This window comes from Psychrosphaera haliotis, from assembly GCF_009728465.1.
Taxonomy (GTDB): Bacteria; Pseudomonadota; Gammaproteobacteria; order Enterobacterales; family Alteromonadaceae; genus Psychrosphaera; species Psychrosphaera haliotis.
Genome location: NZ_WOCD01000003.1, coordinates 307,433 through 326,603, shown reverse-complemented (window position 1 = coordinate 326,603; position 19,171 = coordinate 307,433). Strand labels below are relative to the sequence as shown.

17 protein-coding genes and 1 pseudogene are annotated in these 19,171 nt (G+C 39.5%); 14 read left to right on the top strand and 4 right to left on the bottom strand.

Features of this window, described 5'->3' with window-relative positions; translation table 11 throughout:
- The first annotated feature begins 44 nt into the window (after positions 1-44).
- Complete coding sequence (locus GNP35_RS06345) at positions 45-464, top strand: DUF4124 domain-containing protein (RefSeq protein WP_155695329.1); 420 nt, start codon at positions 45-47, stop codon at positions 462-464.
- Between the two features lie 220 nt (positions 465-684).
- On the opposite strand, the pseudogene rnt reads toward GNP35_RS06345, so the two are convergent.
- Positions 685-1,335: pseudogene (rnt, locus tag GNP35_RS06340) on the bottom strand (ribonuclease T); the annotation flags it as partial.
- 234 nt (positions 1,336-1,569) lie between these two features.
- On the opposite strand from rnt, the gene GNP35_RS06335 reads away from it, so the two are divergent.
- A complete protein-coding gene (locus GNP35_RS06335; RefSeq protein ID WP_230961320.1) occupies positions 1,570-2,487 on the top strand; it encodes a flagellar protein MotY in 918 nt (305 codons plus the stop codon).
- Between the two features lie 44 nt (positions 2,488-2,531).
- Here GNP35_RS06335 and mnmC1 read toward each other — a convergent pair whose 3' ends face one another.
- Positions 2,532-3,833, bottom strand: a complete 1,302-nt coding sequence (mnmC1, locus tag GNP35_RS06330) for an FAD-dependent 5-carboxymethylaminomethyl-2-thiouridine(34) oxidoreductase MnmC1 (protein WP_155695328.1) — start codon at positions 3,831-3,833, stop codon at positions 2,532-2,534.
- 10 nt (positions 3,834-3,843) lie between these two features.
- Entirely contained in the window at positions 3,844-4,584 is a 741-nt protein-coding gene (gene mnmC2 / locus GNP35_RS06325; RefSeq protein ID WP_155695327.1) for a tRNA (5-methylaminomethyl-2-thiouridine)(34)-methyltransferase MnmC2, read from the bottom strand.
- Between the two features lie 187 nt (positions 4,585-4,771).
- On the opposite strand from mnmC2, the gene fabB reads away from it, so the two are divergent.
- The 12 genes from fabB (at position 4,772) to purF (ending at position 17,917) form a co-directional block, all read left to right on the top strand.
- Positions 4,772-5,980 (top strand): beta-ketoacyl-ACP synthase I, encoded by a 1,209-nt coding sequence (gene fabB / locus GNP35_RS06320; protein ID WP_155695326.1) that lies wholly within the window; start codon positions 4,772-4,774, stop codon positions 5,978-5,980.
- 75 nt (positions 5,981-6,055) lie between these two features.
- Positions 6,056-7,246, top strand: coding sequence for a 4-phosphoerythronate dehydrogenase (locus GNP35_RS06315; RefSeq protein WP_155695325.1), 1,191 nt, complete (start codon positions 6,056-6,058; stop codon positions 7,244-7,246).
- A gap of 7 nt (positions 7,247-7,253) precedes the next feature.
- Positions 7,254-8,273, top strand: a complete 1,020-nt coding sequence (locus tag GNP35_RS06310; RefSeq protein WP_155695324.1) for an aspartate-semialdehyde dehydrogenase — start codon at positions 7,254-7,256, stop codon at positions 8,271-8,273.
- 247 nt (positions 8,274-8,520) lie between these two features.
- Positions 8,521-9,018 carry a FimV/HubP family polar landmark protein gene (locus tag GNP35_RS06305; RefSeq protein ID WP_155695323.1) on the top strand — a complete coding sequence of 166 codons (498 nt, stop codon included), beginning with the start codon at positions 8,521-8,523 and terminating at the stop codon, positions 9,016-9,018.
- A 144-nt stretch (positions 9,019-9,162) separates the two neighbouring features.
- A complete protein-coding gene (locus GNP35_RS06300) occupies positions 9,163-9,417 on the top strand; it encodes a hypothetical protein (protein ID WP_155695322.1) in 255 nt (84 codons plus the stop codon).
- A gap of 32 nt (positions 9,418-9,449) precedes the next feature.
- Positions 9,450-11,987, top strand: a complete 2,538-nt coding sequence (locus GNP35_RS16615; protein ID WP_155695321.1) for a FimV/HubP family polar landmark protein — start codon at positions 9,450-9,452, stop codon at positions 11,985-11,987.
- 76 nt (positions 11,988-12,063) lie between these two features.
- Complete coding sequence (gene truA, locus GNP35_RS06290; RefSeq protein ID WP_155695320.1) at positions 12,064-12,843, top strand: tRNA pseudouridine(38-40) synthase TruA; 780 nt, start codon at positions 12,064-12,066, stop codon at positions 12,841-12,843.
- 149 nt (positions 12,844-12,992) lie between these two features.
- A complete protein-coding gene (gene accD, locus GNP35_RS06285) occupies positions 12,993-13,865 on the top strand; it encodes an acetyl-CoA carboxylase, carboxyltransferase subunit beta (protein ID WP_155695319.1) in 873 nt (290 codons plus the stop codon).
- Positions 13,866-15,167, top strand: coding sequence for a bifunctional tetrahydrofolate synthase/dihydrofolate synthase (gene folC, locus GNP35_RS06280; RefSeq protein ID WP_155695318.1), 1,302 nt, complete (start codon positions 13,866-13,868; stop codon positions 15,165-15,167).
- Between the two features lie 5 nt (positions 15,168-15,172).
- Positions 15,173-15,832, top strand: coding sequence for an SPOR domain-containing protein (locus GNP35_RS06275; RefSeq protein ID WP_230961374.1), 660 nt, complete (start codon positions 15,173-15,175; stop codon positions 15,830-15,832).
- Between the two features lie 65 nt (positions 15,833-15,897).
- Entirely contained in the window at positions 15,898-16,389 is a 492-nt protein-coding gene (locus tag GNP35_RS06270) for a CvpA family protein (protein WP_155695316.1), read from the top strand.
- A gap of 13 nt (positions 16,390-16,402) precedes the next feature.
- Entirely contained in the window at positions 16,403-17,917 is a 1,515-nt protein-coding gene (gene purF, locus GNP35_RS06265; protein WP_155695315.1) for an amidophosphoribosyltransferase, read from the top strand.
- A 160-nt stretch (positions 17,918-18,077) separates the two neighbouring features.
- Here the strand turns inward: purF and folD are convergent, their stop codons facing one another.
- Positions 18,078-18,932 carry a bifunctional methylenetetrahydrofolate dehydrogenase/methenyltetrahydrofolate cyclohydrolase FolD gene (gene folD, locus GNP35_RS06260; RefSeq protein ID WP_155695314.1) on the bottom strand — a complete coding sequence of 285 codons (855 nt, stop codon included), beginning with the start codon at positions 18,930-18,932 and terminating at the stop codon, positions 18,078-18,080.
- Positions 18,933-19,171 lie beyond the last annotated feature (239 nt).

The window sequence follows — 19,171 nt, the reverse complement described above, 5'->3', positions numbered from 1 at the left end:
AAGCACCATAGCATATAAAATTCAAAGGACAACAAGGGGACCTAATGAGGTTTTTAGCAATTTTATGCATGTTACTAGTCAGCAGTAGCTACGCAGGTTCACAAAAGGTGAAGGTATACCGTTGGATTGATGCGAAAGGCGTGGTGACATTTAGTGAATATCGTCCTCAAAATAGCAAGTATGTAGAATTAGAAATTGAAGGCGATAGAGTGCTGCGCGGCAAGAAAGATGATCAATCTGTAGAAATATCTATAAACGCAGATAAAGACGACTCTATGGTAGATGAATTGAACTCACAAGCTAAATTATATTGTGATAAAGCTAAGCATAATTTAAAGGTATTGGACTCTTATGAGTCTGTGAAAGTATTGGATGATAAAGGTAACCCTAAAACCTTGTCACAAAATGATATTGCTCAACAGAAGCGTCTTGCGAATAGGCAAATTGAGTTGTTTTGTAATTGATGGTTCAACTTATAAACTAGCTAATTTAGCTTTGTCATATTAGCGTAGCCCGGACTAATAGTGTGTCAGGGTCCAGAAAAGAAAAAAGCCTGCACTTTTCTGCAGGCTTTCTTATAACAATTTGACCCTTCCTAAATAACGTTGACACTTTTCAATTGGTTGTTTTTTTACTTTATTTAACTACTTAACCAATTTAATTACCTGTTAAATTCTGCCGACGTTACTCTTGGTTTAACTCTTGCTCTAACTCTGGAGATTGTGGAGTTACATCAGGAATTGGCCATCCTCCAAGTTCTTTCCAACGATTAACCATGTAACAAAATAAGTCAGCGGTTTTTTCAGTATCGTATTTAGCCGAATGAGCTTCTTTGTTGTCAAAACCTAAACCAGCGCGTTTGCAAGCTTCAGCAAGTACAGTGTGGCCTAGACTCAATGCGGCAAACGATGCGGTATCAAAAGTTACAAAAGGGTGAAATGGAATTCGTTTATAATTAATACGCTCTATAGCAGCCATTACAAAACCATGATCAAACGCCGCGTTGTGAGCCACAATTACAGAGCGATTACATCCGGCTGCTTTTTGACCTTTACGGATCTCTTTGCATATTTCTTTAATAGCTTCCGATTCTGAAACCGCACCTCGTAAGGGATTAAAAGGATCTATACCGTTAAAATCAATAGCCGCCTGTTCAATATTTGCACCTTCAAAAGGCTCAACATGAAAGTGGATTGTTTTGTCTCGTTGCAAAACCCCATCGTCATCCATTTTTAATGTAGTGGCAGCAATTTCTAAAAGCGCATCTGTTTTTGCATTAAAACCAGCGGTCTCTACATCTATAACGACCGGATAAAAGCCTCTAAAACGAGAGCTTAAAAGGTTTGGATCGGGTTTGTTTTTTTCAGTTGATTCGTTGGCAGGTTTCTGTCACGGTACTCACATGATGCTAATAACAATAATGATCTATTATCGCATGAAGTTGGTCTTCTTTCATTTACTAATTATATTCTATAAGTGGTATATGAATTGCTTTAGTATTAACAGAAGTATTACCAATAGAATTAGTAATAGCCGTTATTACAACATAATCTTAATGACAGAAATGATATGAAACCTATGAATTCATCAAGAGAATTTCTTTTAAAAAAAGAATTTATTAGCTGGGCTGCTTTGTTTATAGCGCTTGTCTTTACTGGCTTTTCCGATGCTAAGTCAAGTTTGAGAACTTATTCAGCGAGCTTAAATAATTCGAACTGGATGTTGGCTAACAACAACCGATTACAATGTGAACTACAACATACCATTCCTAATTACGGAACGGCAAAATTTAGTAGTGCGGCAAATAAACTAACCAATTTAGAATTTGAACTCGATCTTCGTCGCCTTCCTGCGGATTATTCACTGGCTCAAATAGAGTCGGTACCACCTCAATGGCGACCAGGACAAGGCTCAACTCATATTACAAGCTTACAGTGGCGTAAACAGTTTAACGGCGACGTTGACCAAGACTCTGCTTGGGTTATGTTAACGGAGTTGGAAAAGGGCTATTTCCCAACACTTTATTACGCTGACTGGCACAATAAGTCCGATAGAGTTGCGGTGGCTTTAGCTGCAACAAACTTTAGGCCTGCATATTACGATTTTTTGACGTGTATGGACGGTTTATTGCCATATAGTTTTGATGATATTTCTTACACTGTTCTCAATTTTGAGAAAAATAGCGCAGTATTAGATAAAGCTTCGAAGAAAAAACTGGCCCAGATTGAAGAGTATTTAAAGCATGATAGTAATATTGAGCGTATTACGGTCAAAGCTTATAGTAGCTCTTGGGGCGGTCGATACACTAACTTAAAAGTATCAGAAAAGCGTGCTGATGAAGTCAAAGGATTGTTTGTTGGCTTCGGTATTGCTCAGTCTAAAATTGATGTTGAAGGCTTTGGTGAGAAAAGGCACATCGCATCTAACGAAACAATATTAGGTCGAGCTGAAAACAGACGAGTCGTTATCCAAATGGAAAGGCCGTAAGCTAATAGTTAGAGACATTGTTTATTATTAATAATGTCTCATGATTAATTCACCTTTGGTAAAACCTTAGTACGTTTATATTCTCTAAGTTGGAATCTCATCGGTGCTGTGGTCTCTATCAGGTTATTTAGTGGTTTTGAAACACGACCACTATTCACTATTAAGTCACTAACCATGTCGGCCAAAATAGGCGCTGACGTCAAACCTCTCGCTCCTAGTCCAGTTAAACAATATAAACCTTGAAGAGGGTTATCAAGTTTTCCTTGTATTTTATCCGCTCGTTTATATTTTCCATTATTATTGTCTACATGATGTTTAATCCAACTCCAATCAAATAACTCCCCAGCAATGGGAATGTGGTCAGGCGTTGTGGCTCTTACCGCAGCATTATTATGGATCACCAATTCATTACTCACTTGCTGAGCCCAGTCTTGAAATGGGAATACCTTTTTAATCTGAGCGATATTTTGACTCATCGCTTCCTGGGTTGAAGTTATTGATTCATAGTTCTTTTCGAAGGTTGCGCCAAACGCTTGATACTTGCCATCACTTGGTGTGATATAACCCTTATGGCACAACACCGTTTTTAATGGTTGCGTGCTTGACTCCGTATTGAAGCTAGATACTTGTCCTAATACACCATCAATTGGAATTGAGTTGATACTGGCGTATGTGACTAGAGGTGAGTCAATACCGGCACAAATAACAACGTGGTCAGCAACAGTTGTTAAGCCGTCTGAAAAGACTTCCCAAGAGTCTCCAAGATGCGACTTTGAAATGCTCTTTACTTCAGTGTTTTGTAATATCGAAACTTTTCTATTGCTTATAAGATCATTTAAAAGCCATTTGCAAAATTGATTTGGGTTAATCCAGCCGCCATCTTTAAAATATAAGCTTGAATATGGGGTACTGATACCAGCTAACTCAGAACTCGATTTATCATCAATATATTCAGTAATGTGAGCCCAAAGTTGGCTGATTTCTTTAAATTTTTCAGGCATTGTTGGGTTAAAAGCTTGTTGTAACACACCGCACCATTGATGCGACACCACACTAGCTGATGGCAAAGTTTCTCTATAATATTTAATGGCATGTTCAAATGCTTGTGCATAAAACGTAGAAATAATTGACTTACCGGCTTGCAACAAAGGGTAAATTGCCCCTTGTTTATTACTTGAGCCCTGCAACGCTATGTCGCTGTCTTTGCACAAAATCGTAATTTCTAGGTTTGGATTTTTTTTAGATAGGTAGTCAGCTAAGATTAGACTCGCGATGCCACCGCCAATTATGGCAACTTTATCAGGTTTATAGACGTCACTCGTATATGCAGCCGGATTATTTTGCATGTCTGTTTTTTTATTTACCTGAGTCAGATTCAAATCTGTCTAAAATACCTCTAGACGCAACCATGTCTCGCTTGTAGCCAAAACCTTTATATTTTACAACATCAAATCCAGACGTTATTAATCCGCGCCTTACATGTCCTGCAGCTGTAAAGGTAGCAATTGTACCTTGCTCTTTTGTTAGGCGTCGCATGTTGTTGAATAGGTGTTCTGTCCACATATCGGGATTTTTACTTGGCGCAAAACCGTCGAGATACCATGCATCCACCTCATTGTTACTAACAACAAGGTTCGTAATCGACTCATTCACATCACCAATGATTAGTCGTAGTTCAACGTTGCCATTTTCAAGGATCATAGTATTGTCATCCAATAATTTTTCTGGATACGCGTTTAAAAGCTGAACTGATAGTGATTTAAACTCAGGCCAAGCTGATAAAGTTGACGTTAAGTCAGACTTTGACAGTGGGTATTTTTCAAATGTCGTAAATTTTAGCTTAACTGGAGATGGGTTAGATTGGTTGGCCTGGTTTAATTGTTGCCAGGTAACCAATAAATTTAAACCCGTGCCAAAACCAGTTTCAGCAATATGAAAACAACCAGTATTTTTAAACCTAGACGGGATCCCATTGTGCTTTAAAAACACATAAGTTGTTTCAGCGATACCATCTTTTTTAGAAAAGTATATATCGTCAAAGTCACTGGAGTAAGGAACACCATTCTCGTCGAACTTTAAATTTGCATTATTAATCAAAGCTTCATCTCAATAAATTACACTGATTTAAGTAAATTTTACGTGTTTGTTTTCAAAAAGGTAACGTTACTTTAATAAAAAATTAATTGAGCTAACACTTGTGCGCTGAAATTAGACCAGTTAGATTATAAAAGTGCGTAGAATACTGACAAAATTTATCGTTGAAGACTCAATAATTAGGATAGTTATGAAAAGAGCAGTTATTACTGGTATGGGGATTGTGTCGAGCATCGGCAACAATAAAGATGAAGTTTTAGCAAGCTTAAAAGAAGGCAAGTCTGGAATAACAGCGTCAGAGCAGTTCAAAGAGTACAAGCTTAGGTCGCAGGTGTGGGGCAATATTGATATCGATATTACTGAACACATAGACCGTAAAGCAATACGATTTATGGGTGAAGCTTCAGCATACGCATACATTGCAATGAAAGAAGCCATTGCTGATTCTGGCTTAACAGATGAAATGGTATCTAACCCACGTACTGGTTTGTTAGCTGGTTCTGGTGGAGCCTCATCTAAAAATCAAATTATGGCTTGCGACACACTTCGTGAAAAAGGTGTAAAACGTGTTGGGCCTTATCAAGTTCCTCGCACTATGAGCAGTACCTGTTCAGCTACATTGGCAACGCCATTTAAAATTAAGGGCGTAAACTACTCTATAAGTTCAGCGTGTGCTACTTCAGCGCACTGTATTGGTCATGCTCTAGAGCAGATTCAGTTAGGTAAACAAGACATCGTTTTTGCCGGTGGTGGTGAAGAAGTTGACTGGACACTAGCAGGTATGTTTGACGCTATGGGCGCGCTTTCAACAAAGTATAATGAAACCCCGGAAGTAGCTTCAAGAACTTACGACGCGGATAGAGATGGTTTTGTGATCTCTGGTGGCGGCGGTATGGTTGTTGTTGAAGAGTACGAACATGCCAAAGCTCGCGGTGCTAAGATTTATGCAGAAGTTGTAGGTTATGGTGCCACTTCTGATGGCTTTGATATGGTTGCGCCATCGGGCGAAGGTGCTGAACGTTGTATGCAAATGGCGTTAAGCACTGTAGACGGGCCAATTGATTATTTGAATACTCATGGCACGAGCACGCCAGTAGGTGATGTTAAAGAGTTAGGTGCAATTCAGAACGTATTTGCAGGTAAATCGCCTATGATTTCTGCAACAAAAGCAATGACGGGGCACGCCTTAGGTGCAGCCGGAGTGCATGAAGCAATTTACAGCTTGTTAATGATGGAAAATAAATTTGTAGCGCCTTCCGTTAATATTGCAAATTTAGATGAAAAAGCGGAAGGTCTAAATATAATTACTGAGGCTACACCAGCTGAAATCACCACAGCAATGTCAAACAGCTTTGGTTTTGGTGGCACAAATGCGACGTTAGTATTTAAAAAAGTATAAATATTTATAAAACTCGTATTTTACAACCCGAATAGGCGTTAAACTTATTCGGGTTTTTTAATGACTGGATTTCCTATGAGAATTTTAATTGATGAAAACATTCCCTATGCTGAGGCCTTTTTTGCAGATATTGGCACAGTAGTGAGATTTTCAGGGCGAAGTTTGCAAGCGAGTGATTTAGTTGATGCAGATGTCTTGCTTGTTCGGTCAATTACTAAAGTAAATGCAAGTCTTCTTTCCCAAGCCAATTCATTAAAGTTTGTTGGTACTGCAACTATTGGCGAAGATCATATTGATAAAGCAGAGTTGTCGAAACGAGGTATTGCCTTTAGTTCAGCTCCGGGGTGCAATGCTAACTCTGTGGCAGAGTTTGTTATTAATGCGTTGTTTGTATTAGCGGAAAAATATCAAATTGACGTTAGCAACAAAAAAATGGCAATCATTGGGTTAGGTAACATTGGCCAAAACCTGCATCATAAATTAACAGTTTTAGGTATTGAGACTTTATTATGCGATCCGTTTAAAAGCTCAACCCCAGAAAAAACTTATGTCGATTTTGAATATGCTATCGCGAATGCAGACATTATTACTTTTCATACACCGCTAACGTCGACAGGCACGCATCCTACTCACCACTTGTTGAATGCCAATAACCTGACACTACTCAAAGACAATGTATGTTTAATAAATGCCAGTCGAGGTGAGGTGATAGACAATACCGCGCTACTAGAGCATATTACGCAACGAAGTTTATCTGGTAAGCCAAATATAAAGTTAGTGCTGGATGTATGGGAAGGAGAGCCAAATCCACTGCAAGCGTTGATCCCTCATTGTGACCTAACAAGTGCACACATTGCAGGCTACAGTTTAGAAGGCAAAGCGACAGGCACAGAAATGCTGTATAAAAACGTGTGCCAATTGTTAAATGTCGCAGCAACAGCCCAGTTAAAAGACTTTTTACCTGAAGCAGCAATATCATCAATTACTCTAAATAAAGATAGTAATGTTAATAAACATGAAACTGTTAATAATGAAGTCAGCAAGACTTTCACTATTGCACCTAACAACCCACTTAAAACACTAATACATACTGTTTACGACGTTAGACGAGACGATAGTTTATTCAGAAATCTATTAAACGAGCATAGTTTTGATTGGTTGAGAAAAAACTACCCAATACGTCGCGAATGGTCGTCAATTTCGGTAAACTGTCAGCAACCTGAATTAGCAGAGCAACTCAGTTCGCTCGGATTCCATATTAAGTAGAGAAACAATGTCAGAACAAAAATATAATATTGCAATTTTAGGCGCCACAGGATTAGTGGGGCAAAACATTATTGAAGGATTAGCAGATAGAAAATTTCCAGTTGGAGAGTTATTCCCTTTAGGAAGCGAGCGCTCAGCAGGTGAAACAATATCGTTCAAAGGTAAAGACATTGAGGTACTAGACGCCGCTGAGTTTGATTGGAGCCAAGTACAATTAGCTATTTTTAGCGCTGGTTCTGACGCGTCGATGCGTTATGCACCTATCGCAGCTGATTTAGGCGTTGTTGTTATCGACAACACATCTTTTTATCGCTACGAGCCTGAAATTCCGTTGGTGATCCCTGAAGTTAACCCTCATGCATTAGCTGACTTTAGAAATAGAAATATTATTGCCAACCCAAATTGCTCTACAATTCAAATGTTAGTTGCCCTTAAGCCATTACACGACGCTTATGGAATTGACCGAATCAATGTTAGTACTTACCAATCAGTAAGTGGCGCAGGTAAAAAAGGCATCGACGAACTCGTGTCTCAAACAGCTCAGCTGATGAATGGCCGCCCGGTGGAAACAGAAGCGTTTCCGGTACAAATGGCATTTAACGTAATCCCTCAAATAGATTCATTTGAAGATAATGGCTATACACGTGAAGAAATGAAAATGGTGTGGGAAACACATAAAATAATGGGTGATGAAACTATCCGTGTTAACCCAACTGCCGTTCGTGTACCTGTTTTTTACGGTCATGCAGAATCTATTCATGTTGAGTTGCGTCAACCAGTTTCTGCTGAAGACGTTAAACAGCTACTCGAGCAGGCGCCTGGCGTTGTTTTAATGAGAGAAGACAAAGAGTTTCCAACGCAGGTGAGCCATGCAAGTGGCCAAGACCAAACTTTTGTTGGCCGTGTTCGTGAAGATATTTCTCACCCTAACGGTATAAATTTATGGGTAGTGGCCGATAACGTTCGTAAAGGGGCGGCAACAAATAGCCTGCAAATTGCAGAGTTATTAATAAAAGACTATCTATAATTAAATCGATAGTTTCCTAAGCCTCGGTTGTATCGGGGCTTTTTTTTGGTCTAAATTTAATAAAGAGACATAAACTTGACAGAATTAAGTGGTACAAGCTTTGCTTTACTTTTTTAAAGTGTTTAAATAATTAAAGTTGAATGCAGGTATTTTAATGTGGTTTTAACCAATACATTTTCTTAAAAACAACTGCATCAACAAACTTTTACCGCATTTGGCGGAACTATATTGAATCTGGAAATTATCAATGCGCTCAAGCTTAAAATTATTTGCTTTGTTTATAATCATAATGTCGTTCTCAACGGCAACCTCTATTTATGCAGATAACAAATTAAAAGGCCCTAAAGGGGTCGACTATGGCGAAATGGGAGAAACTTACGGCCCAATCACTAGCCGAGATACAATGTGGAAACTGGGTAATAAATTCAGACACCGTAATAATGTGTCTGTTTATCAGGTAATGGTAGCTATTCTCAAGAAAAACCCTTCGTCATTTGATTACAATAATTTGAACGGTTTAAAAAATGGCACAATATTAAAGATCCCTAGCCATAAAGAAGTAATGTCAGTAGAGCCTCTTTATGCAAAAGAGCGCGCAGACGCAGATGATGAATTGTGGAAAGGTATATTAAGTGGCAAAGCAAATAAACAATCAATTGACGTAGCGTTAGCTCCAATTGAAGCCGCTAAACAAGTTGATGTTACTAACGCGAAAAAGAAATATCTGAGAAAATTGAAAAGGTAGAGCAAAAGCAACTTAAGGCTTTTGAGAATATACAAACCCAACTTGATAGTGCCAAAACCAAACCAGTCTTTACAGCAAGAAAATATAGCATTGCAAAGATAAGTTGTCGGCGTTGTCAGAAAACTTACCAATGTTGAGCAATCATTGGGTAATGAAAGCCAGCTTAGAAATGAAACACAACAAATCCTATCAAAGTTAGAAGAATTGCTGATTCAGCAACAAGAAGAGTTGGCGATCACAAAAGCGCAGGCGGAAGACAAGGGCATAACAGATCAAATTAGCGAGTTCTTATCCTCAACCATTGGCATTATCGTTTTATCTTCTCTGCTTTCAATATCTTTATTAGTGGCTCTTGCTTTATTTCTTAAAAGAAAAGCTCTCCAACCGCGGATCCGTTAACAGATCCTTTAAACTCTCCTTTAGCTGCTCCAATGGATTCAAATTTTAACCATTCTGAAGCAATGGATGTTAGTGCAGACTTAGATGTTGATGACAGTTTAGATTCACTAGACCCATTTAGTGATGACTTATCTGGATTGGATGATGATTTAGACTCTCTAGATATGGAAGACGACCTACTAGATGACGTTCCATTAGATGATGACTCGTTGGATGATCTGCCATTAGACGACGATGAGTTACTCTCAGATGATTCCGCTTTTGATGACTCTATAGCCGATGATCAGCTTTTAGATGATGGTTCAGAATTGGAAGAGATTGATTTAGCGGATGACGATGACCAAGCAATCGTTCAAGCGGATGATATAGATGCTCTGCTAGATATGGATGATGAACCAGCAGTAGATGATATTGGTGACGATTTAACCAGTGAATTAGATGCTGACGATATTGTGGCTGAAATTAATGAAAGCCTTCCGGCAGATGATACGGATGAAACCGCGCCGCCAGATGATGATATGGATACTGGTGTTAATGATTTAGATGACGAGCTTGGCCTAGACGACGATGACTTTGATATTGACTCGTTAATTGACGAAGCGGGATCAACGGAAGAAATTGATGAGCAAACGGATGCTGCTGACGATGATGACTTTGACATTGATTCGCTAATCGATGAAACGCCAAAGGCTGAAGAACCTGCGGAGCAAGAAGACTCTGCCGAAGAAGAAATAGAATTAGAAGACGATGACTTTGACATTGACTCATTGATTGATGGAGTTTCAGATGCTTCATCCGCGGATAGTGTTGAGTTAGATGACGACGATTTTGATATTGATGCTCTTATTGATGGCGCTGATGATTCAGAAGCAAAAGCAGAACCTGAAGACGACGATGACTTCGATATAGATTCGTTAATTGATGACGCAGCTGAGCCAGAAGCTGAAGTTGAACCAGAAATAGAATCTGAGCCGGAAGTAGAAGCAAAACCTGAAGACGACGATGACTTCGATATAGATTCGTTAATTGATGACGCAGCTGAGCCAGAAGTGGAAGCTGAACCAGAGGTGGAAGCTGAACCAGAGGTGGAAGCTGAGCCAGAAGTGGAAGCTGAGTCAGAAGTTGAAGCTGAGCCAGAAGTGGAAGCTGAACCAGAAGTTGACGCTGAGCCAGAAGTTGAAGCAGAACCAGAAGTTGAAGCAAAAGCAGAAGTGGAAGCTGAGCCAGAAGTGGAAGCTGAGCCAGAAGTAGAATTAGAGACTGAAGACGATGACGACTTCGATATAGACTCTTTAATTGATGACGCAGCTGAACCAGAAATTGGCGCTGAGCCAGAAGTGGAAGCTGAACCAGAAGTGGAAGCTGAACCAGAGGTGGAAGCTGAGCCAGAAGTGGAAGCTGAACCAGAAGTTGACGCTGAGCCAGAAGTTGAAGCTGAACCAGAAGTGGAAGCTGAACCAGAGGCTGATCCTGAACATGAGTTTTTGGAAGATACTTCACATGAAGAAGTGGATTTAGCTGCGGATGAGTCAGAAGAAGACCATCCTATCGCAGACGTTGAGCCTAGCACCGAGCTGGATGAATATCCTGAATTGGAAATGGATGACGAAGCAGCAGAAGAAGAGCTTGAAGCCGAAGATAATGAAATACCACAATTAAACGATGTTATTGATGACGAGTTGTTAAACAATGACAGCATAGACTTATTTGAAGAAACTGAAGAAACTGAAGAAACTGAAGAAACTGAAGAAACTGAAGAAACTGAAGAAACTGAAGAAACTGAAGAGTCTTTGGATGATGTCAGTATTGATGAGCTTGGTGACGATTTAGCCGAAGGTGTAGACTTAGATCCAAGTGATTTTGGTGAAGACGATATTGCAAACTTATTGGCTGATGAAGATCAATTAGCTCAAGACTTGTTAGACGATGATTTAATTAATGCGAGTTTTGATGAAAGTGACATTAATAGTCTTTTAGCAGATGGTGACACGGTTATTGGTGAGTCGGTAGAAGATGAGTCAGATGATTTAGATAATAAAGATAAAGAGCAAGATGAAAACATTGAGTCAGATCAAGCGTTTGAAATAGACGAATTAGAGCAAGCCGACTTTGACCAATTGTTAGCTGAGTTATCAGATGAAAACTTTGAAAGTGACGTAGACAGTGAGTCACAAAATATCGAATCAGCGGAAAGCACATTATTAGAAAATGATGATGTGATATCAGAAGATGCCGAGTTAGACGAAGAGCTACTGTCAGAGCTTAACGAAGACTTCTTAAGTGTTGATAACTTAATGGATGATCTTGACGACGGTGATGACGATGACTTGCCGGATGATCTTGATATTGATGTTGGCTTAGATGACTTTGACGAGCTGTCATCTAGTCGAGGCTCGGTGGATGTTGATAAAGAAGCTGGTGGCATGGCGTCGCAACTGGACTTAGCTAAAACATATATTGAGATGGACGACGTAGAAAACGCTAAATTAATATTAGATAAGATAGCGAAAAGCGATAATCCTGAAGCAAAAGAGCAGGCTCAGTCATTACTCGATGAATTAAATGATTAAAACCAAATAACAATTCATAGTATAATCAACGCAGATTTTTTATAATTCTGCGTTTTTTATTTTTAGGGCAACAAATATGCGAATAGCGTTAGGTATAGAGTACGATGGGGCACAATTTTTTGGCTGGCAGAGACAAAGAGATGTAGCCACTGTTCAAGAGTGCCTTGAAGCTGCGTTAACACAAGTTGCCAATCATAAAGTTGATGTATTTTGCGCTGGTCGAACTGATGCCGGTGTTCATGGCACTGGTCAGGTTGTTCATTTTGACACTGAGTCTGTTCGTGGAGAACGCGGCTGGACCATGGGCATCAATGCTAACCTACCTGACGCAATCGCGGTTACATGGATGAAAGAAGTACCTGATGACTTTCATGCGCGTTTTTCTGCAACGGCTAGACGTTACAAATATGTTATTTATAATGAAAAGCTAAGACCTGGTATTTTAAATAAAGGGTTGAGCCACTATCACATGCCACTTAATGCAGACGATATGCAACAAGCGGCACAGTGTCTGTTGGGCGAAAATGACTTCTCTTCGTTTCGTGCAGCACAGTGCCAATCAAATTCCCCAAATCGATTTGTTCACTTTGTAAATGTCACTCGTAAAGGCAGTTATATTGTTATAGACATAAAAGCGAATGCGTTTGTTCATCATATGGTTAGAAATATTGCGGGTAGTCTAATTGCTGTTGGCAAGGGCGACAAACCAGTAGAGTGGATGGCGGAGGTTTTGGCTAAAAAAGACAGAACACAAGCGGCAGAAACAGCTAAACCAAATGGCCTATATTTAATCGATGTTGATTACCCAGAAGAATTTAACCTACCAACATCTAAGCTAGGGCCTCTTTTTCTTTAAATATCGAGTTGGTTTTGTTTGTTTTTTATTCTATTTACAAACAAATAAGACCAGTTTAAGCGAGTTTTTATATAAAGGTTGTGTTTTAATAGCCCCAGATTTTTCATTAAGAAGAATATTGCGGACAATTTTTATAGGGCAGTAATGAAATGAGCTGGATAGAAAAAATTCTACCAAAGACAAATACCTCTACAAAGCGAAACATCCCTGAGGGTGTTTGGACTAAGTGCACTAGCTGTGACGCTATTCTATATAAAAACGACTTAGAAAAAGAGCAGGGCGTTTGCCCTAAATGTGATCATCATATGCGCTTAACTGGTCGTAAACGTTTAGAGCTGTTTTTAGACGCGGGTGAAAAAACCGAAATAGCGGCAGACCTTGAGCCTCAAGACGTTCTATCATTTAGAGATACAAAAAAGTATAAAGACCGAATTTCAGCCGCGCAAAAGCAAACTAAAGAAAAAGACGCAATGATTGTCCTTAAGGGGCGAGTAAAAGGCGTTCCTTGTGTTGCGGCATCATTTGAATTTGCCTATATGGGTGGTTCAATGGCGACGGTGGTTGGAGAGAAGTTTGTGCAAGCGGTAAATGTTTGTATAAATGAAAATATTCCACTAGTTTGTTTTTCTGCGTCTGGTGGCGCTAGAATGCAAGAAGCCTTGTTCTCATTAATGCAAATGGCAAAAACAAGTGCTGCGTTGGCTAAATTGAGTGAAAAAGGTTTACCATTTATCTCAGTATTAACAGACCCAACAATGGGCGGTGTTTCGGCAAGTTTAGCAATGCTCGGTGACGTAAATATTGGTGAGCCTAAAGCGTTGATCGGGTTTGCTGGCCCTCGAGTTATAGAGCAAACAGTAAGAGAGAAACTTCCAGAAGGTTTCCAAAGAAGTGAATTTTTACTAGAGCATGGTGCAATAGACATGATTGTAGATCGCAGAGAAATGCGAAATACAGTTGCACGATTGTTCGCAAAAATGTGTAAACTACCGTCACTGGAAAAAGAACACAGAACCGCTTAAATGAGTAATGAAATCTTTCAAAGCCAGTCTCTTAATGACTGGCTTTTTTATTTAGAGCAACAACACCCTACAGAAATAGAATTAGGGTTATCTCGAATTCAATCCGTTGCCGATAAAGCAAAGCTTAACCACCTCAATGCAGGTAAGACGGTGTTAGTTGCTGGTACGAACGGCAAAGGAACGACCATACGCTTTATAGAACTAGCCTTAATTGAACTAGGTTATTCAGTTGGTGTGTTCAGCTCCCCCCATTTGTTTACATATAATGAAAGAGTGCGCGTAAACGGCGAGTTATTAGCAGATTCTGACCACATTAGCGCTTTTGACTTTGTAGAGCAGCACAAAGGTAATACGTCGTTAACTTACTTTGAGTTTTCTACCCTTGCCGCGTTTAAATTGTTTCAACAGCATAAATTAGATTTTGTTCTGGTAGAGGTTGGTTTAGGTGGCCGTTTAGACTCAACGAATATTCTACAACAAGATATATCTGTTATTACAAGTATCGGGCTTGACCACATTGATTGGCTGGGAAATACATTAGAGAAAATAGCGTTTGAAAAGGCCGGGATATTTAAAGCCAATAATACCGCAATCATAGGTGAGCAAAGTCCACCATTGACCATTGAACAACAAGCTGCAAACCTAAAGGTCAAGACGACTTTGTGGAGTGGCCGTGATTTCACTTTCTCTTCAGTGCTAGAGTGCCCAAAAACTTGGCAGTTTAAATCAGGACAGGTGGTATTTGAGCAGTTAAATTCCAACTTTGTGCCGAGACAAAATATAGCCACTGCCATTCAAACTCTAATCGAATTGAATATAGAGTTAACGGAAGGCCTATTAAATAAAGTAATCAAAAACTTCTCGTTGCCAGGGCGTATGCAAATACTTTGTAGCAAACCTCTACAAATGGTGGACGTTGCACACAACCCGCATGCGATAGCATATTTAAGCGATACTTTAGCTTCCAATGATGCTTTTAAACATATAAATGGTATTCATGCGGTTGTCGCTATGATGAAGGATAAAGATATTAAAGAGACGCTAGCGATTATGGTAAAAAGCGTTTCACATTGGCATATTGGAGAGCTAGAGGCTAATCCGAGAGCCGCAAAAGCGGAATCAATTCAAGCCGTGCTAGAAGATCTAGGTGCAAAAAATGTTTCAGTCTATTCCAGCGTAGGATCAGCTTGGGCTCAAGCTAAGCTCGAACAACAAGAGGAAGAGCTTTTACTTGGGTTCGGATCATTTTACACTGTGTGTGATATTTTAAAGAATAATAACAAAGAAAAGAGGTCACTGTGACAGACATGATAAAACAACGACTATTGGGAATGTTAATAGTAGTTATTGCTGGGGTCGTATTTTTACCTGACTTGTTAGATGGCAAAAAGGAAGCAACTAAAGCGGACTTTAAAAAAATACCTGCTAAACCTGCGTTTGAACAAGAACCTAGTGAAAGTAAGTTTCCGGTTGATCTTGTTGAAGAAGCCATTGCTAACATTCCATCAGACAGCGACGAAATTGCTGTAGATGAAACTATTTCTGATAACAGTGCCAGCACTACAATAGCGAATGAAAATGCAAACGAAACGGAAGCTGATGATAACAATGTTGCGGCAACAAATATTATTGCCCCAGATAGCAATGCATCAACAGAAGTTAAAACCCAAAGCGAAGACGTTAAAGCAGAAATAACGACAAAAATACAAGACGACTTTCAGAAACCAATGTGGATATTACAACTTGGAAGTTTTAAACATAAAGAAAATGTGGTGACACTGCGCGAAACGCTTCGTAAAGCAGGTATTGAGACTTATACAAAGCCGGTGAAAACACAAGCTGGGGTATTGTCTAAAGTGTATGTTGGGCCAGAACAAGACAAAGATATACTTGTGAAAACCCAGCTTAAAATAAAAGAAATAAATGGTTTAGTCGGTAAGATTACACGTTTTGATACTAGAAATTAGTAGCCTGACTAAACTGGTTCTGGTAGACTTCGCGCCGAAAATTACCCGTGGAAAAGTTGTTTTTTATGGTATGGATTGATTACGCAATTATTGCAATTATTGCGATCTCATCATTGGTTAGTTTGGTGCGAGGTTTCGTGAAAGAGTCAGTGTCTCTGGCTGTTTGGGTCGGGGCCTTTTTTGTGGCCAGCCAATTTTACCCGTATCTAGCTTCTTACTTAACCGGCATCGAAAAAGAAATGGTTCGAAATGGCTCTGCCATTGCTATTCTCTTTATTATCACACTTATTCTAGGTGCGATGGTTAATCATATACTCTCTGAAATAGTCCAATTTACCGGTTTAACCGGCACAGATAAAATGCTTGGAATGATATTTGGCGGCCTAAGAGGTGCGCTTATCGTTGCAGCTACATTACTCTTTTTAGATACACTGACGCCCTCGAGTGACTCGCTTTGGTGGCAAAACTCAATTCTCATACCTGAATTCGCCTTTATCGTTGAATGGTTTTTTGAATTGTTAAAAGAAAACTCAAGTTTACTCTCTACACAACCTTGATGGAGAACGTATCATGTGTGGTATTGTTGGAATAGTTGGCAAAGAACCGGTTAATCAAATTATTTATGATGGACTGACTGTCCTTCAACACAGAGGTCAAGATGCAGCTGGCATAGTGACCATTGATGAAGGGAAATTTAGACTTCGTAAAGCCAACGGTTTAGTCCGTGACGTCTTCCAAGAACGCCATATGCAGCGTTTACAAGGAAACATGGGTATAGGTCACGTTCGTTACCCTACGGCCGGCAGCTCAAGCTCTGCAGAAGCTCAGCCATTTTATGTAAACTCTCCTTTTGGCATCTCATTAGCCCACAATGGCAACTTAACCAACGCGACTGAATTACGAGCGCACTTATTCAAAGAAGCTCGTCGTCATATTAATACAACTTCAGACTCTGAACTTTTGCTGAATATCTTAGCTCATGAACTTTGTGAGTCTAAGCTTATGGAGCTAACGGCAGACAATATGTTCTCTGCTGTTAAACGATTACATCAAAATGTTCGTGGTGCTTATGCTGTTGTTGCCGTAATTATTGGCCACGGTATGTTGGCGTTTAGGGATCCGAACGGTATTCGACCTCTTGTATTAGGCGAGCGAGAAACTGATAAAGGTGTTGAATACATGGTTGCGTCTGAAAGCGTTGCCTTGGACATCGATGGCTTTAAGTTGGTAAGAGACGTTGCTCCTGGTGAAGCTGTTTACATTACGGAAGCTGGGGAGTTGTTTACTCAGCAATGTTTCCCTAACCCTAAATGTGTTCCTTGTATTTTTGAGTATGTTTATTTTGCTCGTCCAGACTCAAAACTAAATGATATTTCTGTTTATGCATCACGCGTAAAAATGGGGACATACTTAGGTCGTAAAATTAAAAAAGAATGGTCAGAATTGGATATTGATGTGGTTATTCCAATTCCTGAAACGAGTTGTGACATTGCTTTGCAAATTGCGCATGAATTAGATTTGCCTTACCGTCAAGGGTTCGTTAAAAACCGTTATGTAGGCCGTACGTTTATCATGCCTGGCCAAGCGCAGCGTAAAAAATCTGTACGAAGAAAACTAAATGCTATTGGCGAAGAGTTTAAAGGCAAAAATGTTTTGCTAGTGGATGACTCCATTGTACGCGGTACAACTTCAGAGCAAATTATAGAAATGGCTAGAGATGCAGGTGCGAAAAAGGTATTTTTTGCCTCAGCAGCGCCAGAAATTCGCTTTCCAAATGTATATGGTATTGATATGCCTTCGCCAAATGAGCTTATTGCTTATGGTCGTGAAGTTGACGAAGTTGCGGCACTTATTGGTGCAGATGAATTAATTTATCAGTCACTCGAAGATTTAGAATCTGCAGTGAAGGAACAGAATCCTGGCATTGAGTCCTTTGAAACTTCAGTATTTGATGGCGACTATGTTACTAAAGATATTGACCAAGCGTATTTAGAGTCATTAGAAAGTACAAGAAAAGATAATGCGAAAGGTAAATTGTCTGAACCATTAGAAAATGGTTTGGAAATGCATAACGAAGAAAACTAGTTTCCGTTACTAAACTCTTTACTTAGTCAGTTACTAAAATCAAAAAGCCAGCATTTAGCTGGCTTTTTTTGTAATGAAAGTTCGGAGGTAACACAAAACTAAAACAGAAACCTAAAACACAAAGCTCGATGTAATAGGTTTATTACCTCTTAAACGAACATTAGCTATGAAACTTTTCACAGGCTTCAAGTGTATTTTCTACTAAAGATGCAACCGTCATTGGGCCTACGCCACCAGGAACAGGTGTAATCCAAGAGGCACGCTGAAATGCTTCATCAAATTGAATGTCCCCAACAAGACGACCATCGGCTAATCGGTTTATACCTACATCGATTACAATTGCGCCAGGCTTAACCCAATCGCCAGGAATAAACTCAGGTTTACCCACTGCAACAACTAAAATATCAGCTTGACGAACTTGAGCTTCAAGGTCTTGGGTAAACTTGTGACACACTGTTGTTGTACATCCCGCTAGTAAAAGCTCCAATGACATTGGACGACCAACAATATTTGATGCCCCAACTATAACGGCGTGTTTACCTTTATAAAAAACATGAGTGTTGTCTAACAGGGTCATGATACCTTTAGGCGTACAAGGACGAAGGGCAGGGACGCGTTGTGCAAGACGACCTATGTTATAAGGATGAAAGCCATCAACGTCTTTGTGAGGATGAATGCGCTCTAATATACGCTCTGGGTTTAAACCATGAGGTAAAGGAAGCTGAACCAATATGCCATCTATTTCATTATCTGAATTTAACTCATCAATTAATGTAAGCAGCTCTTGCTCAGTGGTTGTAGATGGTAAGTCAAAAGACTTAGAGGTAAGACCTACTTCTTCACAGGCTTTTTTCTTATTCCCAACGTAAACTTGAGAGGCGGGATCTTGACCCACAAGCACTACTGCAAGTCCTGGAGCTCGTCGGTTTGCTTTTAATCGGGCACTAACACCTGTTTTTACTTTATCTCGAACGGTTTGCGCGATGGCTTTACCATCAATTAGTCTGGCAGTCATTGAACACTCTTATAAGTAGAAGTTAATTTTGCAGGGTAATTGTAAACCTTTGGTGAAAAAAACTCATTGATAATAACGTGGTTAATGAAAATAAATTAAAAACTTAATTATGAAATGGGTGGTTTTTTATACTAAACTAGCCCGTATTGAACGAAACAATAGCAAGTTGGGTTAAAAATCACCAAACAGTATAAATTCTTTAAAAAAGTATTTGACTGAATTGGGGGTTGTCCGTAATA

What these genes read in the sequence shown, in the direction of transcription:
- GNP35_RS06345 (WP_155695329.1), top strand. Translation starts at nt 45, where the DNA reads ATGAGGTTTTTAGCAATTTTATGCATGTTACTAGTCAGCAGTAGCTAC.
- GNP35_RS06335 (WP_230961320.1), top strand. Translation starts at nt 1,570, where the DNA reads ATGAAACCTATGAATTCATCAAGAGAATTTCTTTTAAAAAAAGAATTT.
- mnmC1 (WP_155695328.1), bottom strand. Translation starts at nt 3,833, where the DNA reads ATGCAAAATAATCCGGCTGCATATACGAGTGACGTCTATAAACCTGAT.
- fabB (WP_155695326.1), top strand. Translation starts at nt 4,772, where the DNA reads ATGAAAAGAGCAGTTATTACTGGTATGGGGATTGTGTCGAGCATCGGC.
- GNP35_RS06315 (WP_155695325.1), top strand. Translation starts at nt 6,056, where the DNA reads ATGAGAATTTTAATTGATGAAAACATTCCCTATGCTGAGGCCTTTTTT.
- GNP35_RS06310 (WP_155695324.1), top strand. Translation starts at nt 7,254, where the DNA reads ATGTCAGAACAAAAATATAATATTGCAATTTTAGGCGCCACAGGATTA.
- GNP35_RS06305 (WP_155695323.1), top strand. Translation starts at nt 8,521, where the DNA reads ATGCGCTCAAGCTTAAAATTATTTGCTTTGTTTATAATCATAATGTCG.
- GNP35_RS16615 (WP_155695321.1), top strand. Translation starts at nt 9,450, where the DNA reads ATGGATTCAAATTTTAACCATTCTGAAGCAATGGATGTTAGTGCAGAC.
- truA (WP_155695320.1), top strand. Translation starts at nt 12,064, where the DNA reads ATGCGAATAGCGTTAGGTATAGAGTACGATGGGGCACAATTTTTTGGC.
- accD (WP_155695319.1), top strand. Translation starts at nt 12,993, where the DNA reads ATGAGCTGGATAGAAAAAATTCTACCAAAGACAAATACCTCTACAAAG.
- folC (WP_155695318.1), top strand. Translation starts at nt 13,866, where the DNA reads ATGAGTAATGAAATCTTTCAAAGCCAGTCTCTTAATGACTGGCTTTTT.
- GNP35_RS06275 (WP_230961374.1), top strand. Translation starts at nt 15,173, where the DNA reads ATGATAAAACAACGACTATTGGGAATGTTAATAGTAGTTATTGCTGGG.
- GNP35_RS06270 (WP_155695316.1), top strand. Translation starts at nt 15,898, where the DNA reads ATGGTATGGATTGATTACGCAATTATTGCAATTATTGCGATCTCATCA.
- purF (WP_155695315.1), top strand. Translation starts at nt 16,403, where the DNA reads ATGTGTGGTATTGTTGGAATAGTTGGCAAAGAACCGGTTAATCAAATT.
- folD (WP_155695314.1), bottom strand. Translation starts at nt 18,932, where the DNA reads ATGACTGCCAGACTAATTGATGGTAAAGCCATCGCGCAAACCGTTCGA.